The sequence below is a fragment of the Mesorhizobium sp. M0306 genome, from assembly GCF_040321655.1.
GTDB lineage: Bacteria > Pseudomonadota > Alphaproteobacteria > Rhizobiales > Rhizobiaceae > Mesorhizobium.
This window is the reverse complement of sequence record NZ_JAMYRY010000013.1, coordinates 124,082-142,043: the sequence shown is the minus strand read 5'-3', so window position 1 is coordinate 142,043 and position 17,962 is coordinate 124,082. Positions and strand designations below refer to the sequence as shown.

16 protein-coding genes are annotated in these 17,962 nt (G+C 58.0%); 11 read left to right on the top strand and 5 right to left on the bottom strand.

Annotated features, from left to right (window positions below; translation table 11 throughout):
* Positions 1-432: 432 nt before the first annotated feature.
* The 5 genes from NKI95_RS19350 to NKI95_RS19330 form a co-directional block, all read right to left on the bottom strand.
* The gene (locus tag NKI95_RS19350; RefSeq protein WP_352718892.1) at positions 433-714 is read right to left on the bottom strand and encodes an exopolysaccharide production repressor protein; all 282 of its coding nucleotides are present in this window, start codon (positions 712-714) and stop codon (positions 433-435) included.
* A gap of 346 nt (positions 715-1,060) precedes the next feature.
* On the bottom strand, positions 1,061-1,915 hold the full coding sequence (gene cysT, locus NKI95_RS19345) for a sulfate ABC transporter permease subunit CysT (protein WP_352718891.1): 855 nt from the start codon (positions 1,913-1,915) through the stop codon (positions 1,061-1,063).
* Positions 1,916-2,018: 103 nt separating this feature from the next.
* Positions 2,019-3,920, bottom strand: coding sequence for a sulfate adenylyltransferase subunit CysN (gene cysN, locus NKI95_RS19340; RefSeq protein WP_352718903.1), 1,902 nt, complete (start codon positions 3,918-3,920; stop codon positions 2,019-2,021).
* Positions 3,920-4,867, bottom strand: coding sequence for a sulfate adenylyltransferase subunit CysD (gene cysD, locus NKI95_RS19335; protein ID WP_352718889.1), 948 nt, complete (start codon positions 4,865-4,867; stop codon positions 3,920-3,922). The genes cysN and cysD overlap by 1 nt, the downstream gene beginning before the upstream one ends.
* An 84-nt stretch (positions 4,868-4,951) precedes the next feature.
* A complete protein-coding gene (locus tag NKI95_RS19330) occupies positions 4,952-5,221 on the bottom strand; it encodes an inositol monophosphatase family protein (protein WP_352718902.1) in 270 nt (89 codons plus the stop codon).
* A gap of 152 nt (positions 5,222-5,373) precedes the next feature.
* Here NKI95_RS19330 and NKI95_RS19325 point away from each other — a divergent pair, with 152 nt between their 5' ends.
* From NKI95_RS19325 to NKI95_RS19275, 11 genes are all read left to right on the top strand, one after another.
* Positions 5,374-6,780 carry a polysaccharide biosynthesis/export family protein gene (locus NKI95_RS19325; protein ID WP_352718888.1) on the top strand — a complete coding sequence of 469 codons (1,407 nt, stop codon included), beginning with the start codon at positions 5,374-5,376 and terminating at the stop codon, positions 6,778-6,780.
* 436 nt (positions 6,781-7,216) lie between these two features.
* Positions 7,217-8,467 (top strand): glycosyltransferase family 2 protein, encoded by a 1,251-nt coding sequence (locus tag NKI95_RS19320; protein WP_502909201.1) that lies wholly within the window; start codon positions 7,217-7,219, stop codon positions 8,465-8,467.
* Positions 8,464-9,435, top strand: a complete 972-nt coding sequence (locus NKI95_RS19315; RefSeq protein ID WP_352706280.1) for an NAD-dependent epimerase/dehydratase family protein — start codon at positions 8,464-8,466, stop codon at positions 9,433-9,435. Before NKI95_RS19320 ends, NKI95_RS19315 begins: the two co-directional genes overlap by 4 nt.
* A gap of 59 nt (positions 9,436-9,494) precedes the next feature.
* A complete protein-coding gene (locus NKI95_RS19310; RefSeq protein WP_352718886.1) occupies positions 9,495-10,427 on the top strand; it encodes a glycosyltransferase family 2 protein in 933 nt (310 codons plus the stop codon).
* Positions 10,424-11,416: a glycosyltransferase family 2 protein gene (locus NKI95_RS19305; RefSeq protein WP_352718885.1), complete on the top strand. Its 993-nt coding sequence runs from the start codon at positions 10,424-10,426 to the stop codon at positions 11,414-11,416. The genes NKI95_RS19310 and NKI95_RS19305 overlap by 4 nt, the downstream gene beginning before the upstream one ends.
* On the top strand, positions 11,400-12,500 hold the full coding sequence (locus tag NKI95_RS19300; protein WP_352718884.1) for a Gfo/Idh/MocA family protein: 1,101 nt from the start codon (positions 11,400-11,402) through the stop codon (positions 12,498-12,500). Before NKI95_RS19305 ends, NKI95_RS19300 begins: the two co-directional genes overlap by 17 nt.
* On the top strand, positions 12,497-13,594 hold the full coding sequence (locus tag NKI95_RS19295) for an NAD-dependent epimerase/dehydratase family protein (protein ID WP_352718883.1): 1,098 nt from the start codon (positions 12,497-12,499) through the stop codon (positions 13,592-13,594). The genes NKI95_RS19300 and NKI95_RS19295 overlap by 4 nt, the downstream gene beginning before the upstream one ends.
* Positions 13,591-15,153: a glycosyltransferase gene (locus NKI95_RS19290; RefSeq protein ID WP_352718882.1), complete on the top strand. Its 1,563-nt coding sequence runs from the start codon at positions 13,591-13,593 to the stop codon at positions 15,151-15,153. The genes NKI95_RS19295 and NKI95_RS19290 overlap by 4 nt, the downstream gene beginning before the upstream one ends.
* On the top strand, positions 15,150-16,151 hold the full coding sequence (locus tag NKI95_RS19285) for a polysaccharide deacetylase family protein (RefSeq protein WP_352718881.1): 1,002 nt from the start codon (positions 15,150-15,152) through the stop codon (positions 16,149-16,151). Before NKI95_RS19290 ends, NKI95_RS19285 begins: the two co-directional genes overlap by 4 nt.
* Positions 16,144-17,022 carry a glycosyltransferase family 2 protein gene (locus NKI95_RS19280; RefSeq protein ID WP_352718880.1) on the top strand — a complete coding sequence of 293 codons (879 nt, stop codon included), beginning with the start codon at positions 16,144-16,146 and terminating at the stop codon, positions 17,020-17,022. The genes NKI95_RS19285 and NKI95_RS19280 overlap by 8 nt, the downstream gene beginning before the upstream one ends.
* On the top strand, positions 17,019-17,954 hold the full coding sequence (locus tag NKI95_RS19275) for a glycosyltransferase (protein WP_352718879.1): 936 nt from the start codon (positions 17,019-17,021) through the stop codon (positions 17,952-17,954). Before NKI95_RS19280 ends, NKI95_RS19275 begins: the two co-directional genes overlap by 4 nt.
* Positions 17,955-17,962 lie beyond the last annotated feature (8 nt).

Sequence of the window (17,962 nt, the reverse complement as noted above, 5' to 3'; positions counted from 1 at the left end):
AAATACTATACCACATTGTCTGACTGTCTCGAAATTCAGTATCGACGCCGGGGGAGTCGCTCCTCGCCAAAGACGCAAAATCTTAACCTCGGATTGCAATAAATGAAACTCACGCGGCCCATGCTGTCTGCAATTCCGCTACACGTCATGCGATCCAATTAAAGGAAGAAATCGGGTCGTATTGCCAAATGGCAAAACATCTGAGCAAGAGATTCCGGGCCTAGGTTGAGCCTGTCCTGCGGAAACAGGGACGTCGATTGGAATGACTCGTCGATCACCGCCGCGCGATATCGATCACCGTAAGAGTTCTGGGCGCATTTGGCGCCTCGCGGAACGCCTCTCAGGTGCCCGAATAAGACAGGTTGCAGTCACATTTTGTATCGTGATGTGGGGTGTCATCCTGCTGATCGTCCTAATCTAAACAGCCAGAGCCTATAAAGGCGGAGAGTGGTCCACCTTATTCACTAAGTGGCTCGGCAGTTGCTCCCTTTCGGACTCATCGCGTGGGGTATTTGGCTTCGGAATCACGGATTCTTTGGAGACCGAGCGCCACACTAGCAGCATGACAGCAACAAAGTACCCAATCTGTATCAAGACCCCACAAATTAACGTTTGGACAAACGTACTCCAGAGCGAGGCGGTAAGCAAATATATACTGATGGCGAATGCCACCAGTACTATGATAAGGCCGCGCAAAAAAAGCAAAAAGGACATCGCCGTCCCACTCGCAGCCGCTCGCGTGACGCGCTCCGTGGCTATTCAGCCCTCAGCGCGTTAACCATCATAACATATCGGAACGGGTCAGAGCGATCAAATATTAGGAGATGCGAATAAAAACGCACCCTAACCTTTGCCAGGACGCTTTCGGCGGATATGGCGGCCGCGCCTCATGCGACCAATGCCACTCAGGCCTTCCTTCTTGTGCTCGCGCAGATGGCCAGCGTTTCGACCAAATGGCCGAAGCCCTTGCTCGATGCCTGGTCGACCATGAGCAGGTAGCGCGCGACCGGTCGCTCGCTGGTCGGCGGTGTCGCTCCCGATCGGCCATGCGATGGCCACGTCAGCCATAACGCTTGCGGCTCCATGACTGCGCCAGGTTGACGATCAAGAGCATCAAGAATGACAGCACCATCATGATCGCTGCAATCGCGGTTGCCGCCGGATAGTTGTATTCCTCCAGCCGGATGATGATCAGCAGTGGCGCGATCTCGGATTTGTAGGGCAGATTGCCGGCGATGAAAATGACCGAGCCGTACTCGCCGACACCGCGTGCGAAGGCCAGTGCAAAGCCGGTGATGATGGCCGGCGCGAGGCCCGGAAACAGGATGCGGGTGATGATCTGAAAACGGCTGGCGCCAAGCGTGGCGGCGGCTTCCTCCACCTCCTTGTCGATCTCCTCCACGATCGGTTGGACAGTGCGCACTACGAAGGGCAAGCCGATGAAGACCAGCGCAATGACGATGCCGAGCGGTGTATAAGCGACCTTGATCCCGAGCGGCGCCAGCAGGCTTCCGATCCAGCCATTCGGTGCATAAAGCGTGGTCAGCGCGATGCCGGCCACCGCCGTCGGCAGCGCGAAGGGCAGGTCGACCATGGCATCGACGATGCGGCGGCCGGGAAAGCTGTAGCGCACTAGCACCCAGGCGACGATCGTGCCGAAGACGACGTTGATGGCGGCGGCAATGAAGGCTGTACCGAAGCTGATTTCAAGCGCGTTGATGGTACGGCGATCGGTGACGATCGCCCAGAAGTCGGTCCAGCCGAGCGCCGCCGAGCGCCAGATCAGCCCGGACAGGGGAATGAGGAGGATGAGCGTGAGGTAGGCAAACGAGAAGCCGAGCGTCAATCCGAAACCCGGAATGACGCTCGGCTGTCTGAACCGCCACCGCGCGGCGACGGCGCGAGCGATCGTCATGATACCCTGTTGCCCATTGGGTCAGCTTGCAGATCTGGTCGAAGATGCCTTCTTCCCCCAAGTGATAGCGCCGGACGTGTGGCACTTGGCTGAAAAGCGCGGTTCATCGGTCGATGTAGCCGTGATGCGCGAGATAGTTGATAACCTGTTCGGCCAGCTCCTCCGACGCGCTCACCCCTGCCGCCAGCACAATTTCCGGCGACTCTGGCTCTTCATAGGGGCTGTCGATGCCAGTGAAATTTTTAAGTCGACCTAGACGCGCACTCTTGTACAGTCCCTTTGGATCCCGTTTCTCGGCCACGTGGAGAGGTGTACTCACGAAAATCTCGACATACTCTCCCGCAGCAAATAGCTCTCGGGCCATTTTGCGCTCGGCCCGGAACGGCGATATGAACGACGCCAAGACAATCAAGCCGGCGTCGACCATTAATTTCCCCACCTCACTGGCGCGCCGCAGGTTCTCGACACGGTCCGCATCCGTGAAACCAAGGTCACGGTTGAGGTCGTGGCGAACGTTGTCACCGTCGAGAAGATATGTGTGCCGCCCCATTGAGACGAGGCGCTTTTCTACCAGGTTAGCAATCGTTGACTTGCCCGCCCCCGAAAGACCGGTAAACCACAAGATGACCGGTTTCTGACCTTTCAGGCGCGATCGTATGGCTTTGTTTATCTCCACTGCCTGCCAATGAATATTGGATGCCCGACGCAGGGCGAAAACAATCATTCCGGCACCGACCGTCTGATTTGACAGCCGATCAATCATGATGAAGCCACCCATAACGCGGTTGGACGAATACGGCTCGAACGCGATCGGCTCCTGCGTCGACAGGTTAAGTGCGCCGATCTCGTTTAGGTGGAGCGTCTTGGCCGCCAATTTTTGAAACGTATTCACGTCGACCTTGTACTTTATCTCCATCACGCTTGCACCCACAGTGCGCGAGCCAATCTTGAGATAATAGGTCCGCCCTGGGATGAGCTCGTCGTCGCTCATCCAGATCACGTGGGCCGAAAACTGATCAGAAACCTCGGGGCGGCTGGCAGCTGCACAAATGATGTCACCACGCGAAACATCTATTTCGTGTTCCAGAACCAAGGTAATCGCTTCGCCAGCCGCCGCCCATTCGTGCTGGCCGTCATAGGTGATGATTGACCTGACCCTGGACGTGCAACCGGACTGTGCGACAACGACTGGATCCCCAACGTTGACCACGCCACATGCGATTGTTCCCGAATAACCACGGAAGTTCAAATTCGGTCTATTGACCCATTGCACCGGCAACCGGAATGGGCCGGCTGTTTCATCGCGGACCACATCGACGGTTTCGAGGTGCTCGATGAGCGTCGGCCCTTCATACCACGCCAACCTGGCGCTCCGCTCCGCCACGTTGTCGCCAAAGCGTGCCGACATCGGAATGGAGAGTATCGTTTTGAAGCCAAGGTCCGCGGCGAAAGTCTGATAGTCAGCGCCAATCCGATCAAAGGCCTTCTGGGAGTAATCCACCAGGTCGATCTTGTTGATTGCGGCAACGAGGTGCTTGATCCCAAGCAGCGACGCGATGAAAGTATGGCGGCGTGTCTGCGTGAGGACCCCCTTCCGCGCGTCAATGAGAATGACGGCAAGGTCGGCATTCGACGCCCCGGTCGCCATGTTGCGCGTGTATTGCTCATGGCCAGGCGTGTCAGCGACAATGAACTTGCGGCGATGGGTCGAAAAGAATCGATAGGCGACATCGATGGTGATGCCTTGTTCACGCTCCGCTTCCAGACCGTCCACCAGACGCGCGAAATCGATGTCATCTCCAGTTGTTCCGTGCTTACGAGAATCGCGTCTCAGACCCGCGAGCTGATCCTCAAAAAGCAGTTTGGCATCGTAAAGCAGGCGTCCGATCAGTGTCGATTTTCCGTCATCGACACTTCCGCACGTCAGGAAGCGAAGCAGGTCCTTGCTTTCATGGCGCTCCAGGTACTGGCTGATCGCTGCGGGGTCTATCGGTATCGCGTTTATCAGAAGTATCCCTCCCGCCTCTTTTTTTCCATCGCCCCTGACTCGTCGTGATCGATTAGACGCCCAGAGCGCTCGGACGTTCGAGCAAACAGCATCTCGTAGACGATCTCCGCAACCGTCGACGCATCCGATTCAATTGCGGCGGTCAGCGGGTAGCAACCCAAAGTGCGAAAGCGCACCATTCTCATTTCCGGTATTTCGCCGGGCTCAAGCGGCAGCCGGTCATCATCGACCATTATCAGCACGTCCTGGCGCCACACGACCGGACGCTTGGCCGCGAAATAGAGCGAAACGACGGGAATGTTTTCCTTCAGGATGTACTGCCAAATGTCGAGCTCGGTCCAATTGGAAAGAGGGAACACACGGATGGACTCCCCATGACGAATCCGCCCGTTGAAAACGTTCCAGAGTTCCGGGCGCTGGGTCTTCGGATCCCAGTTGTGATTTTCCGTTCGAAAGGAAAAGATGCGCTCCTTGGCTCGGCTTTTCTCCTCATCGCGTCGAGCCCCGCCAAACGCTGCGTCGAATTTGTACTTGGTTAAGGCCTGCTTGAGTGCGTCGGTTTTCATAACGTTTGTGTAAGTGGAAGAGCCGTAAGTGAACGGGTTGATCCCTTCCTTCAAGCCCTGCATGTTGGTATGGACGATCAGATCCATGCCCGCGCACTCGGCAGCATCGTCACGGAACTGAATCATCTGCTTGAACTTCCAAGTCGTATCGACGTGAAGTAGCGGAAAGGGCGGGCGCGACGGAAAGTACGCCTTGAGCGCCAAATGCAACATTACCGACGAGTCTTTGCCGATCGAATAGAGCATTACCGGGTTTTGAAATTCCGCCGCCACCTCGCGGAAAATGTGGATTGACTCTGCCTCAAGTCGCTTAAGGTGGGTCAATCTTCCGTTGGAGACGAACGGGGTTCCATTCGTGGCCACCATATCGTGCAACATCTCACGCTTTCCCTCTTCACGATCCTCCATCGACAGAGCGAGGCGTGCTTTCCATCCGCGGCGTGCTCGTGGAGCAATCGGGGACTACACCGAGCCTCTGAGCCCAATTTTTCCGACGTAGAATTCTGCGTCGCCGTAAGCGACAAGATTTGCGAAATTGACATCTGATCGTTGGCGCCCCCTTGTTGTAGGTCCCTCGAGATTAACGACGATGCCACCAGCAACTCGAAGGACTGCGTCGCCAGCCGCCATGTCCCACTCCATGGTTCTGCCTGGCCGGGGATAGGTGTCCGTCTCACCTGCCGCTACACGCCAGAGCTTCAGCGATGGCCCTGCGGGAACGGCGCTAACCATATGGTCCATTATGTCGATCCCGTCCAAACTCTTCCGCCTGTGCGACTTTTGTACCGAGCTTTACCTGCGATAAATGAGGCATATCGGCGACACTCGCTGTGACCGCGGACACAGTGAACTCGATATTTTCATGACAGGTTGGAGCAGCTGATATGCTGCTCGATCCGCAACTGCTCGATCCATTAAATGCGTTGCGACAAGGGGCTGAATTGGTTGGTTATGTGTATGACTGTCAGCCGTTCGAACACACGAGAGCGCGAATGTTGAATAGATCGGTGCGCTGGCGAGCAGGCAGCTGCGCCGCGCTCGCATGCTTGTTACTCTTGTTCGTCTACGCGAATCTGTCGAATGGCCCTGCCCTAGCACAGGAGTACAACGTCGACGAGTACCGTCTGCAGACTGGCGACGTGATCGGCTTCGCGGTCATAGGCTATCCCGAGATGCAAAAGCGAGCTGTGATCGACCAGAGCGGTATAATTGTGTTGCCGGTCTTGGGCCCCCTAAAGGTTCGCCAGAAGACAATAGAGGATGTTCGCAAGGAGGTAATCGAGGTCCTAAAACCGAAGTCCCTTCCGCAACGATCCGCTGACGGCACTGAGAATTGGACCGGGTTCTATCCAGATCAGATTATAGTCGATATTGAGGAATACCGACCGGTCTATATCGACGGGGACATTGCCTCTCCTGGGACTCAGGCCTTCCGACCAGGAATGACTGTCCGACAAGCTGTGGCTGCTGGCGGCGGCTATAAGCTCGGTCGCGGCGAGGTTGAAAACCCTGAACTGACAGTAGCGGACCTTGGCGGCCGCCTCTACGTTCTGCGCATCAAGTATCAGGAAAGCCAAATCAAGGCTGCTCGCATAGAGGCGCAGCTGAGCGGCGCCAGGGCGATCGAGGTTCCGGACGCAGAACGTGACCCGAGCCTCGAACCCCGTCGCGACGAAGCTTTGCAGCAGGAACAGAAGCATCTTGAAGCTCTTTATGTGGATCAGGAGAAGGAGCGCGCTTCAATCAAGTTGGCCACGACCAAGGCGGCGGAACGGATGGGCTACCTGAAGGAGCAGCAGAAGGCGGATCGAGCTGGCGCGGCAGCGGATGCGGCTGAACTTGATCGCCTCAAGAAGCTCTTCGAAAAAGGTCTGATCCAGATCACCATGATCAACGATGCTCAACGCGCAGTGCTCTTGTCGGCGACCCGCGCTTTGCAAACCAACGCTGAGATCTCTCGACTTGAACGCGACCAAGGGGAATTGCAGCGCAGCCTTGAGAAGCTTACTGACCAGAGTCGAATTAACCTGTTGGCTGACTTGCAGACTGAAAGCGCGGCGATGATGGAAATGCGCGCTGAGATGGATTCATTGGCCAAACAAATCGCCTACGTGAGGCAGCTGCGCAGCGACCTTTTGGCCGAAGGGGGCCGCCGGGTTATGATGGGTGTAACCCGTTCCAATGACGGAAAGGCAGCGACGATCGAGGCGACCGAAGATACTCTGCTCGCTCCGGGTGACACCATCACAATTACGCTACAGGCCCCACCAGGAGCGGCGGTCGCGAACTAACTGATTAAATATTGTTACGGCGTTCATCGTCACACCTCCCCTGCCAGACGGAGGACGAAGCCCGCGAGCTGCTGCCGGCGCCGGAGCACTTGAAGTGGACGACGGCCCGGGACTTGGTTCCACCTTTTTACGCGGAGATAGAGCCCACCGCCGTCGCTATATCGGTTTCAGCTCCTTGGCGCGAATAGTAGTTTCGGCTAATATATGCGTGAACGACCGATCCCAGCAACTCTGTGCCGAGGTTGCGGCGGATAGCAGCAACGAAGAATGCTGAAAAGCAAAGAGATTCAATGGTTTTTTTTGCGGACGCCTGCACACACCAACGGAGAAGGGTTTGGATGACACTCCGTCCGTCAATCTCTCGTCAGGTCTCTGCGAACTTCAGGCTGCCTGATTGTCTAATTGATATCTCGTCCAAAAATCATTTCTGGCCAATATGGGGGCGATCGCAATTCTCTTCCTTCGGGCGCGACTAGGGATGGCGGATTTGCCGGGCAATTCACAGCACTCTGCCCACACGCTCGTGGCGGTTATCATCCCTGCCTACAACGCGGAGCCATTCATCGAGCGTACCTTGGCGTCCGTGCTCGCCCAAACGCATGAAAATATGGAAATAATAGTCGTTGACGATGGTTCGACCGACGCAACAGCATCGATCGTTCGACGACTGGCTGATGGCGACGGGCGCATCAAATTGCTCCAACAGAAGAATGGTGGCGTCGCGTCGGCGCGGAATGCGGGGGTGCGGGCAAGCAAAGGCATCTTTATAGCGCCTGTAGACGCCGATGATCTCTGGCACCCGACCAAGCTCGAAAAGCAGCTGCGTGTTTTCGCTGCGGCTGGCAATGATCTAGGGCTTGTCTACACACTTTACCGGACGATTGACGCCGATGATATGGTGATCATCACGCCGAAGCAGACGCACCCAAATGGATGGGTGTTCATGCAGCATCTCGGAAAAAATTTCATCGGCAACGGCAGTTCGGTGATGTTTCGGCGCGATGTTCTCTTCGAAATGGGTGGCTACTCCTCGCGACTGCGCGAGAGCGGTGCAGAGGGTTGCGAGGACTTCTTCATCCAACAGAGCATTGCCTCCAAATACCGTTTCGGCGTCGTTGAGGAGCATCTTGTCGGATACCGCCGAACGCCAGGGAATATGTCGGCAGATTTCGTGCGAATGCTCATCTCGCGTCGGATGGTGCTCGAGAGCGTACTTGCCCGCTGCACAGAGGCGGTGAAGCCGGTCCTGCTGGATGCGATCTTCCGCACCGATGTCGAGATTGCCAAGCTTGGGCTGGTGACGCGCCGATTTGCTGCTGTCGCCAGGAACTGCACCAAAATGCTCTGGCGATCACCTGTGCAGTTCGCGAAACTCGTTGCCGCATTTGCGGCCATTTTCCTGCGCGAGGTGAAGCGAGCACTTCCCCAACCGGAAAGCGAGGACCGCAGCTCAGGGGAAAACGGCTCGGAGATCGGAAGAAATTTTTGGAACTACTCTATTCATGAGTTTGCGGATTCCGCCGAGAAAGCCGACTACCGCGTGGTGCTCAGCAATCTTGCTGTAATGGACGAGAAGCTTGGACCAAGCGGAGCCTATTTGACGCGGCTTCCCGAAGAAGGGACGCTTGCAATGCCCAACGAGGACACGAATTCGGACAGCCTATGTCCCCTTCGAGACATGAGATGAAGAAGCTGTTGCTGGCTGGAGGAGCAGGATTCATCGGGTCGCACCTGGTCGACCGGCTTCTCAAAAGAAACGATTTGGACATGCTGGTTGTGGTCGACAGCCTATGGACCGGCAGAGCAGAAAACGTTGGTCATATCCGAGATCAACGCCTAGTGCTGGTCCGCTCCGAGGTGGAGCATTTCAAATCCGATTTCCAATTCGACGAGATCTTTCATCTTGCCTCGCCCGCGTCGCCGCCGGTCTATATGCGGGAGCCCGAGCGTACCGTCTCAGCAAATCTAATTGGCGCTATGCGGCTCTTGAAGCTGCTCAAAAAGGATGGGCGAATCTGCTTTGCGTCGTCCTCGGAGGTTTATGGAAATCCGTTGGTCAACCCGCTGCCCGAGACGTATCGGGGGTCAGTGGACTGTACGGGCCCGCGCTCTTCCTACGACGAAGGCAAGCGCTGCACCGAGGCGCTCCTCTTCGAAAGCAACCGTGTCCGCGGCGTCGATGTGCGGGTTGCCAGGCTCTTTAACGTCTACGGCCCGCGCACCCGAGCCGATGATGGGCGTGCAGTTTCCAACTTTATCGCCAATGCGTTGGCCGGCAAGCCGATCGTTGTCCATGGTGATGGTCTCCAAACCCGCAGCTGGGGTTATGTCGACGATATTGTCGATGGGCTCGAACGGCTGTTCTGGCTGGAGAACTTCAATCATGTGGGAGCAGTCAACGTAGGAAACGACCGGGAAATTTCGGTGCTTGAGATCGCGCAGTATGTTGCGGGCCTCATTCCCGGAACGACCATTGTTCATGGTGAGCCGGCGCCGCAGGATCCGACCAACCGGCGTCCTGACCTGACCCTATGCCGAAGAATCCTGCCGGGGTGGTCGTGCAAAGTGCCCTATGAAGAGGGTCTCGTGCGCACATTGCGCTGGTTTGAGGCCAATGGTGGAATTGCGGAAATGAGGGCAACTCACGCGATCTAGAGCCAGCAATGATCGGCGTGATCTGAGATAGGCGGGCGGCATGCACTGCGGAGCGGAAGGTGAATGAGTCAACGGTTCGCGTGACCGTCCTTATTGTCACTTACAATCACGCACGCTACGTGGCGGCTGCAATCGACAGCGCTCTCATGCAAGAGGCCGATTTCGGTGTCGAGATATTGATCAGTGAAGACTTTTCGACCGACGGAACCCGGAAGATTGTCGAGCGATATGTTTCCAACCATCCTGAAAGGCTGTCGGCGATCTATTCCGGCAGTAATGTGAGATCGAACGAAGTCGTCGCGAGAGGACTCCGGATGGCGCGTGGGCGCTACGTCTCGATCCTCGATGGCGACGACCTGTGGACATCCACGACCAAGCTGAAAGATCAGGCGGCCCATCTCGACGCGCACCCGGAACTCTCCGCAATATTCTACAATGCAGTCGTGGCGGATGGCGATGAGTTCACATCGACGCGGTGGACGCGGGCGGACCAGAAACCCATCGTGACGCAAAGGGATATCTGGGAAGGCAATCCTTTCGCAACTTGCGCCGGCATGATGCGAACCGCGTGCGTTCGAAATGTGCCGTGGTGGTATGCTGATTTCTTTCCGATTACTGACTGGCCGCTGTATGTGCTTTGCGCAAGGACAGCAGATCTCGCTTTTGTCGACGAGATAGCAGGTGTCTACCGTCTGCATCCGGGCGGACTCATATCGGCACTGCCAAACCGACCCAAGCTGGACGCGATCGAAGGATTCTACCGGCGCATGGCGCAGGTCATGGACACGCAGGGGGCAAATTCTGCCCGCGGCGGCTGCTCCCGCTACTTCTATGAATGGTCAATGCGGTATCTGGTAGAAGGCGATTTGCCATCGGCCAGATCGTGCTTCCTGCGGAGCCTTCGCAGCGGTGGTATCGGACGTGACGTGGCCAAACGCGACATTGTCAGGTTGGGGCTGCACCTGCTGAAGTCCTCGGTGCTCCAGAGATGACGGCGATCCGTGACTTCGAGTATCGCGATCCGATCTCGCCGTTGCCACGGAAGGCTGCTCGCCCGAAATGGTCAGTGATGATCCCCGCCTATAACTGCGCCTGCTTTCTTGCCGCAACGCTGGAAAGTGTGCTGGCGCAGGACCCCGGCCCGGCTCAAATGCAAATCGAGGTGGTTGACGACTGTTCCTCCGATGATCCGCAAAGAGTCTTGAATGAAATCGGTGGGAACCGCGTTGGCTTTTTCCACCAGCCGCAAAATTTAGGGCATATCGGCAACTTCCATACCTGCCTGGATCGTGCCCAGGGCGAACTCGTACATCTCCTGCACGGCGACGACGCCGTCCGCCCCGGCTTCTACGAATTGCTCGGACGAGGCTTCGATGCGGACCCGAGTACAGGCGCGGCATTCTGCCGGGCGATCTTCATGGATGCCCACGGACAGGAGCTGTCGATCCCGCCTGTAATGCAGTCAAGCCCCGGACGGCTCGAGAATGCGGCGGTTCGACTGGCGTTGGAACAGCACATCATGACGCCATCAATCGTGGTGCGCCGCGCGGTCTACGAAGAACTCGGCGCCTTCGACCGGCGGCTCAAATGCAGTGAAGACTGGGAGATGTGGGTCCGCATCGCTTCTCAATTTCCTGTCTGGTACGAACCGCAGGCCCTTGCACTTTATCGGATGCACCCCCAATCGAACACAGGGCGCCATATCCGAAGTGCCGAGGACATGGCCTACACGCGAATGGCGATCGATATTTTCAAGAGCTATCTTCCAACCGAGCTTGCGGACGATGTCGCCGCGTCGGCCCGGCGGACCTATGCGCTAAGCGCTCTCGAGACTGCGCGGCGACTGTTCGGCGCCGGCGATTGGGCTGGATGCTTGGCGCAGATGAGCGAAGCGTTCCGCTTCGATCCCTCACTCAAGACAATTGGTCGTATGCTGCGGCTCGTTGCAAGACAGGGAGGCAGGATTGTCCATCCTAGTTGAAACCGAGCAGCGGCCTGCAGGACTCCGGGAAGATGAACCGGTCCGGCTCGTTTTGGCCGGATGTGGAGCCGTCACAAAGCTCTACTATGCGGAAGCGCTTTCACGCCTTCAAAGCAGAGGCCAAGTTGCAGTCGCGGGGATATTCGATCCAGATGCGAAGCAGGCCGCACTCGTTCAGGCGCGACTGCCCTCAGCCAAGGTTGCGGCCAGTTTCGACGGCCTTTTGGCTATGGACGCCGATATTGCGATCATTGCTTCGCCACCTGGATATCACGCTGATCAGTCGACACAAGCGTTGGAAGCCGGGATGCATGTTCTGTGCGAAAAGCCGATGGCCACGAGCAGCTCCGAGGCGGCTCGTATCCTTGCGGCAGCGGCAGCCAACAATCTTCATGTGGCAACAGGGCTCGTCAGAAGGCAGTTCCCTGCGACGCGGTCGATAAAGGCCATGCTGGAGGGCGGAATGATCGGACGGTTACGAAGCGTCAGTTGTTTCGAGGGCGGCTCCTTCCAGTGGCCGGTGGCTTCGATGAGCTATTTCAGCTTCGCGGAGTCCGGTGGTGGTGTGCTTCAGGATATCGGCACGCATTGCCTTGACCTCCTGACCTGGTGGTTTGGAGAACCCGACGAAATCCACTACGCCGATGACGCAATGGGCGGCGTCGAGGCGAACTGCCTTGTCCGGCTGCGTTTTGACGGCTTCGACGCGACGGTCAGGTTGAGCCGGGATTGGGCTCGCCCGAATCTGTACCGCCTTGAGGGCGAACGTGGCTCGATTTCCTGGACAGTCAATGAGACCGAGACTGTCGAGGTCGCCTTGAATGGAAGTCGCACGACAGGCTGCGTTTCCTTCACCAATGCCGACGGCCGGTCGCGCGATTTTGTCGATGCATTTTGCGATCAGATTTCGGGCTTGGTGGATGCGGTCCGAAATGGGGCCCCCCTTTCCGTGCCGGCCAGTGTTGGGCGCAATGTGGTCGATCTGGTCGAAGGATGCTATGCCAGACGGAAACTGATGGACATGCCGTGGCTCGGTCCCGAAGAATTGCTCCATGTCGCTGCTTCCGCCGGGACCAGACAATGACCGGCACTGTTGCAGTGCTTGGCGCCAACGGTTTCATAGGTTGCCGCACCGTGGAGTTGCTGCAACTTTCCGGCTGGGCGAATGTGAGGCCGATCGTTCGCAGGCCGGATGCTTTCGCCAGTCTGTCTCGCTTTGCGATTGACGCAATGGTGGCGGATGCGCGTGATATTCAGGCTCTTACCGCTGCCTTTACGGGCTGTCAGTACGTCGTACATGCAGTTGCCGGTGACGCCCGCACGATCGTCGATGCTATCGAGCCCGTCTATCGTGCAGCCACCGCTGCCGGCGTGCTTCGTCTGATCTATCTCAGCAGCGCTTCCGTTCATGGCCAATCGCCCCCGCCCGGGACGGACGAAACGAGCGCGCTGCATGACGATCAGACGATCGAGTACAACAATGCGAAGATTCATGCCGAACGCCGTCTCGGGCAACTGTCACGCGACGGCGCGGTGCAGGTAGTGGTGCTGCGGCCCGGAATTGTCTTTGGCCCACGCTCCAGTTGGACCGGTGGTTTTGCCGACGAGCTCATTGACGGTTCCGCCTACCTGGTGGATGGCGGTCGTGGCATCTGCAACAGCGCCTATGTCGACAATGTCATTCACGCGATCAAGCTCGCCATCGAAGTGCCCGAGGCCTCTGGGCGAACCTATCTGATCGGAGACCGGGAAGAGATCAGTTGGGCAGATCTTTGCCGACCGATCGCCGAGGCACTGGGGTTCGACCTGGCCGCGATTTCGGCTTCAGCGCCATTGTCATTTGCTCCGAGATGGAAACAAGGACTGAAGGAAAGCCAAGGATATCGGCGGCTTGTCCGAAGCCTGCCAAGGCCTGTTCGCAGCGGACTGAAGGCAGGCTATGCCGAGTGGCGGAAGGCAGGACGCAATGCGACCGGTGCGACTACGGCCCCAACGGTCATGGTATCGGAGGAGCGTGCACTTTTGCACCAGTGCCAGACGAAACTTCCATGGCGCAAGGCCGAGCGTGAGCTCGGATACCAGCCGGCTGTCAGCTTCGAGGAAGCATGTCGGCGATCTGTCGGCTGGTTGACCTTTGCCGGCTACCCGACCTGCCGAAACGGAGCGGGTGAGAGATGACCACCCGCCCCGCTGCATCCAGCGTTTCAGTTGTCATCACCACCTACAATCATGCGCGGTTCCTTGCCGAAGCGATCGACAGCGTCCGCAACCAGACCGTGAAGCCGGATGAGATCATCATTGTGGACGATGGGTCGTCGGACAATCCCGAAAGTGTTGTTCGTCGATATGACGACGTCCACTACATCCGCCAAAAAAACCAGGGTTTGGCCGCTGCCCGTAACACCGGGATGACGGCAGCGCGCGGCGAATTCATTGCCTTCCTGGATGCCGACGACAGGCTGCGCCCGGTAGCGCTGGCCACCAATCTTGCCTTGTTTCACGACAATCCCGATTGCGCGTTGGTCTACGGTGCCTTCCGCTACATCGACGAGGCCGGTGCAGTCAGGAATACTGTACCACTGAGGTCGGTGGGCGAGGATCCGTATGCATGCTTCCTGACCGACAACCTGATTGGAATGCATGCGACGGTGCTCTATCGCCGCAGGACATTGGAAGCCGCCGGCGGATTTGACCGGTCACTGCGGGCTTGCGAGGACTACGACGTCTACCTTCGCCTATCTCGGGCGAACAAGGTGGCCTGCATTCCGGAATACCTGGCAGATTACCGTCGGCACGCAACGAATATGTCGAACAGCAATCCGATGATGTTGCGCGCGGCGCTGAAGGTCCTTCGCCGGCAGCGGGCCGTCGCGCAGACCAATCCGGATTGGGCGGCCGCCTACCGTCAGGGTGTCGAAAAATGGAAGTGCTATTATACGGACAAGCAACTGGGACAGCTTGGTACAGCGCTTCGGTTCCGCTCTTCACTCGCCGGTCAACTCAGCAGCACGATCGCCGTTTCGCTTGCAGCGCCGTTGCAGACCGCTGTGATGCTCCGGCATCGTCTCAGGCGCCGGTCAAGTCGGCACCGCTCGAGCGCCCGGTTCGGTGACCTCGAGCGTACCGTACCCTTCAGCACGGAGTTCGGTTTTGATCGCGGCAAGCCATTGGACCGCCGCTATGTCGAGACTTTCCTCGCGTCCTGTTCGTTGAACATATCCGGAAGGGTCCTGGAGATCGGCGACAACGCCTATACGATGCGTTTCGGAGGCAGTCGGGTTACCGCAAGCGATGTTCTGAACCGTTATAACGGCCACCCGTTGACAACCTTCGTGGGTGATCTGGCGACTAGCGACGATCTGCCGTCCGAGACCTTCGATTGTATCGTACTCACCCAGACCCTGCACCTTCTTTTCGATCTACCTGCTGCAGTCGCAACCCTGTGGCGGATCCTGAAGCCGGGAGGCGTACTCCTGATTACAGTGCCTTGGGTCAGCCCGATTGACAGGGGAGAATGGGGCGAGAGCTGGTTCTGGTCGATAACTCCGGCTGCCCTAAGGCGACTTCTGTCGGACAGGTTCGGGGCGAAGAACGTCGAAGTCAGCCACTATGGAAACGCGTATTCTGCGACGGCCTTCCTCTACGGCCTGGCGGAACATGAGCTGAATTCGGCATTACTTGATGTGCACGACCCCTATTGTCCGGTAATAGTGGCGGCGCGGGCTTTCAGGCGATGAGCGGCGCCGTGACAGCGCGTCAAACTGTCAGCAAATTCCTGCGACGGGGGCGCCTGCTTGCCGGTTTCGGTCGACCTATCGTGCTGATGTATCACCGCGTCGCAGAACCGCTCGTCGATCCTTGGGAACTCGCGGTTTCGCCGCAAAATTTCGCACGCCAGATCGAACTTCTTACGAAAGCGCGGGACATTGTTCCCCTGCAATGGCTGGCGCAACGGCTTGGCGAGAGACGGTCACCGAGAAATGCGGTGGCAATCACCTTTGACGACGGCTACGCGGATGTCCTCCAAAACGCCGTGCCGATCATGCGGCGTATGAACTGTCCTGCGACTGTCTTCGTCACCACCCATGCGATCACCGATCCCTCAGTGTTCTGGTGGGACATTCTATCCCGCATCATTTTGGAGATGCCTGCTCTCCCGAACACTCTGGAGATCGAGATCGCTGGCCGAAACTATGACTGGCGCGTTTGGGAGGACGCAATGCCGGCGGACTCCAATAACGCGATCAACCGCACGACACTCCATTTCGACTTGCACGCACTGCTGAAGCCGTTGAGTGCACACGAACGCGAGAAGGCCCTGGAGCGGCTGGCAAGATGGGCAGGAACCGACGCCAGTCCCCGAGGGCGCGATCGCGCCATGACGCATTCGGAGCTGCGGCAGCTCGCCGACACCGATGGCGTTTCGATCGGCGCCCACACCTGTACGCACCCATCCTTGCCGCTACTGAAACGGGACGATCTTGAACGCGAGATTTCAGGCAGCCGCCAAAAATGCGAGGAGATTACAGGACGGCGGGTGGTGGGATTCGCATACCCGTTTGGAGATTTCGATGGCAGCACCGCCAACGCCGTAAGGTCTGCCGGCATGGACTATGCAGTAACTACCCTGCCGCGCGAAGCTGGGCCTCGCGTCGACCCTTTCCGATTGCCGCGCGTTACGGTCGCCGATTGGGGTGAAGCTGACTTTCGGCGCATGGTGCTATGCCATGGCTGACAATTCAGGCGGACAGCCGCGTGTCACGGCAATTATAGTCGTGTTCAATGGTGAGAGTTATCTCCGGGAAGCTGTTGACAGCATTGTAGGTCAAAGCTTCACCGACTGGGAACTCCTCGTTGTCGACGATGGCTCGACTGACCAGTCGTCCGCCATCATACGCGGTTATGAGCAGCGGCTGCCGGGCAAGGTGCGACTATTGTCTCACCATGACAATGGCAATCACGGTATCAGCGCCTCGCGCAACCGTGGACTGACGGAAGCGCGCGGCGCCTATGTCGCATTTCTCGACGCAGACGATGCATGGCTGCCCGAAAAGCTTTCCGAACAGGTCTCCATCATGGAAAGCGATCCGGCGCTAGGCATGATCTATGGCCGGACTCTGATCTGGCATAGCTGGCAAGAGGCTGCTGACCGCGCGGACTTCTACTACCCGCTCGGCGTCGAACCAGACACCCGATACGAGCCGCCCATGCTGTTTGAGCTGCTGCTTCAGAACGAGGCCCAGACGCCGACACCTTGCAATGCCCTGATGCGTTCAAGCTTATTCGCAACGCTTGGGGGGTTCGAGAACAGCTTTCGCCTGATGTTCGAGGACCAGACGTTCTTTGCCAAGGCGCTCGCATTCGCGCCCGCCTATGTGTCCGGCCGGACCTGGGCAAAATACCGCCAGCATTCTGAAAGTTGCTCTGTTGCCTGCGCTGAGGCAGGCACTGTCGAGGCCGCGCGTATCACGTTTCTCAAATGGCTAAATCGCACAATGGCGGATAAGGGCGCCTCTTTCCGCATTCGTTCAGCAATCTGGAAAGCGCTTGCGCGCGAGCGCCGCAAGGTGATCAAGCGAAGTATCAAAGGATGGCTTCGGCGATGACTTCCCTACCGCGAGTGACGATCATAACCCCCTTCCTCAATGCGGAGGCAACTCTGGGCGAAGCGATCGCTAGCGTCCAAGCCCAGACAGTTGCGGACTGGGAGCTTTTGCTGGTCGACGATGGCTCGACGGATGACAGTGTCAGGATCGCCAATGATGTTGCAGCAACCGATCCTCGGATCAAGGTGCTGAACAGGCCTCCCGGATCCAAGCGTGGCGCGGCGGCAGCGAGAAACGCCGGAATAGAGGCCGGCAGCGGCGATTTGCTTGCCTTCCTGGATGCAGACGATCTGTACGAACCGCATATGCTCCGGACGGTTCTGGCGGCAGCCGATGCCAACCCGGAAGCCGCAATGATCTTCGGGCCGACGAGATGGTGGTATCCAGACGGTGAGCGCCCCGACTGGATCGAGCCGACGGACGGGCTTGCCGGCCGTTTGCATCAGCCCCCGCGGCTTCTAAGGCGACTTCTGCTGATCCAGAACGGTCACGTTCCGTGTACCTGTTCGGTGCTCTTGCGGAGGAGCGCGGTCAGCACGGTCGGCGGCTTTGAGGAGCGCTTCGATCTCTATGAAGACCAAGCTCTGTGGGCGAAGCTATTCCTGCGTCTTCCCGTCTTTGTTACGCCTGTAACTCTGGCACGCTACCGGCAGTATTCCGGTTCGACATCGGCGGCGGCTGAGCGAGGGGTCTACGACCACATGGGGAAACACCCTGCCCGCGCTGCATTCCTCGACTGGGTCGCGCAACATTTGCAGGAAAGTGGACTGCGAGGCTTCCACGTCCGATGGACGCTGCGGCTGGCGCGTGCGCCCTACGTCGCGCCGCCGACGATTGGAAGCAGGGCCGACCGGCTTATCCTGAAGATCATGATGTGGACAGCAAAGCAACGGCGCCGGATTCGGCGTAAACTCGTGCGTGCTTCAGTTTGAAAACAAGC

Excerpts from the sequence above, each read along its gene's own strand:
- NKI95_RS19325 (WP_352718888.1), top strand. The coding sequence starts at position 5,374 with ATGCTGCTCGATCCGCAACTGCTCGATCCATTAAATGCGTTGCGACAA.
- NKI95_RS19350 (WP_352718892.1), bottom strand. The coding sequence starts at position 714 with ATGTCCTTTTTGCTTTTTTTGCGCGGCCTTATCATAGTACTGGTGGCA.
- cysT (WP_352718891.1), bottom strand. The coding sequence starts at position 1,915 with ATGACGATCGCTCGCGCCGTCGCCGCGCGGTGGCGGTTCAGACAGCCG.
- NKI95_RS19275 (WP_352718879.1), top strand. The coding sequence starts at position 17,019 with ATGACTTCCCTACCGCGAGTGACGATCATAACCCCCTTCCTCAATGCG.
- NKI95_RS19330 (WP_352718902.1), bottom strand. The coding sequence starts at position 5,221 with ATGGTTAGCGCCGTTCCCGCAGGGCCATCGCTGAAGCTCTGGCGTGTA.
- NKI95_RS19320 (WP_502909201.1), top strand. The coding sequence starts at position 7,217 with ATGGGGGCGATCGCAATTCTCTTCCTTCGGGCGCGACTAGGGATGGCG.
- NKI95_RS19315 (WP_352706280.1), top strand. The coding sequence starts at position 8,464 with ATGAAGAAGCTGTTGCTGGCTGGAGGAGCAGGATTCATCGGGTCGCAC.
- cysD (WP_352718889.1), bottom strand. The coding sequence starts at position 4,867 with ATGTTGCACGATATGGTGGCCACGAATGGAACCCCGTTCGTCTCCAAC.
- NKI95_RS19285 (WP_352718881.1), top strand. The coding sequence starts at position 15,150 with ATGAGCGGCGCCGTGACAGCGCGTCAAACTGTCAGCAAATTCCTGCGA.
- NKI95_RS19295 (WP_352718883.1), top strand. The coding sequence starts at position 12,497 with ATGACCGGCACTGTTGCAGTGCTTGGCGCCAACGGTTTCATAGGTTGC.
- NKI95_RS19290 (WP_352718882.1), top strand. The coding sequence starts at position 13,591 with ATGACCACCCGCCCCGCTGCATCCAGCGTTTCAGTTGTCATCACCACC.
- NKI95_RS19305 (WP_352718885.1), top strand. The coding sequence starts at position 10,424 with ATGACGGCGATCCGTGACTTCGAGTATCGCGATCCGATCTCGCCGTTG.
- NKI95_RS19280 (WP_352718880.1), top strand. The coding sequence starts at position 16,144 with ATGGCTGACAATTCAGGCGGACAGCCGCGTGTCACGGCAATTATAGTC.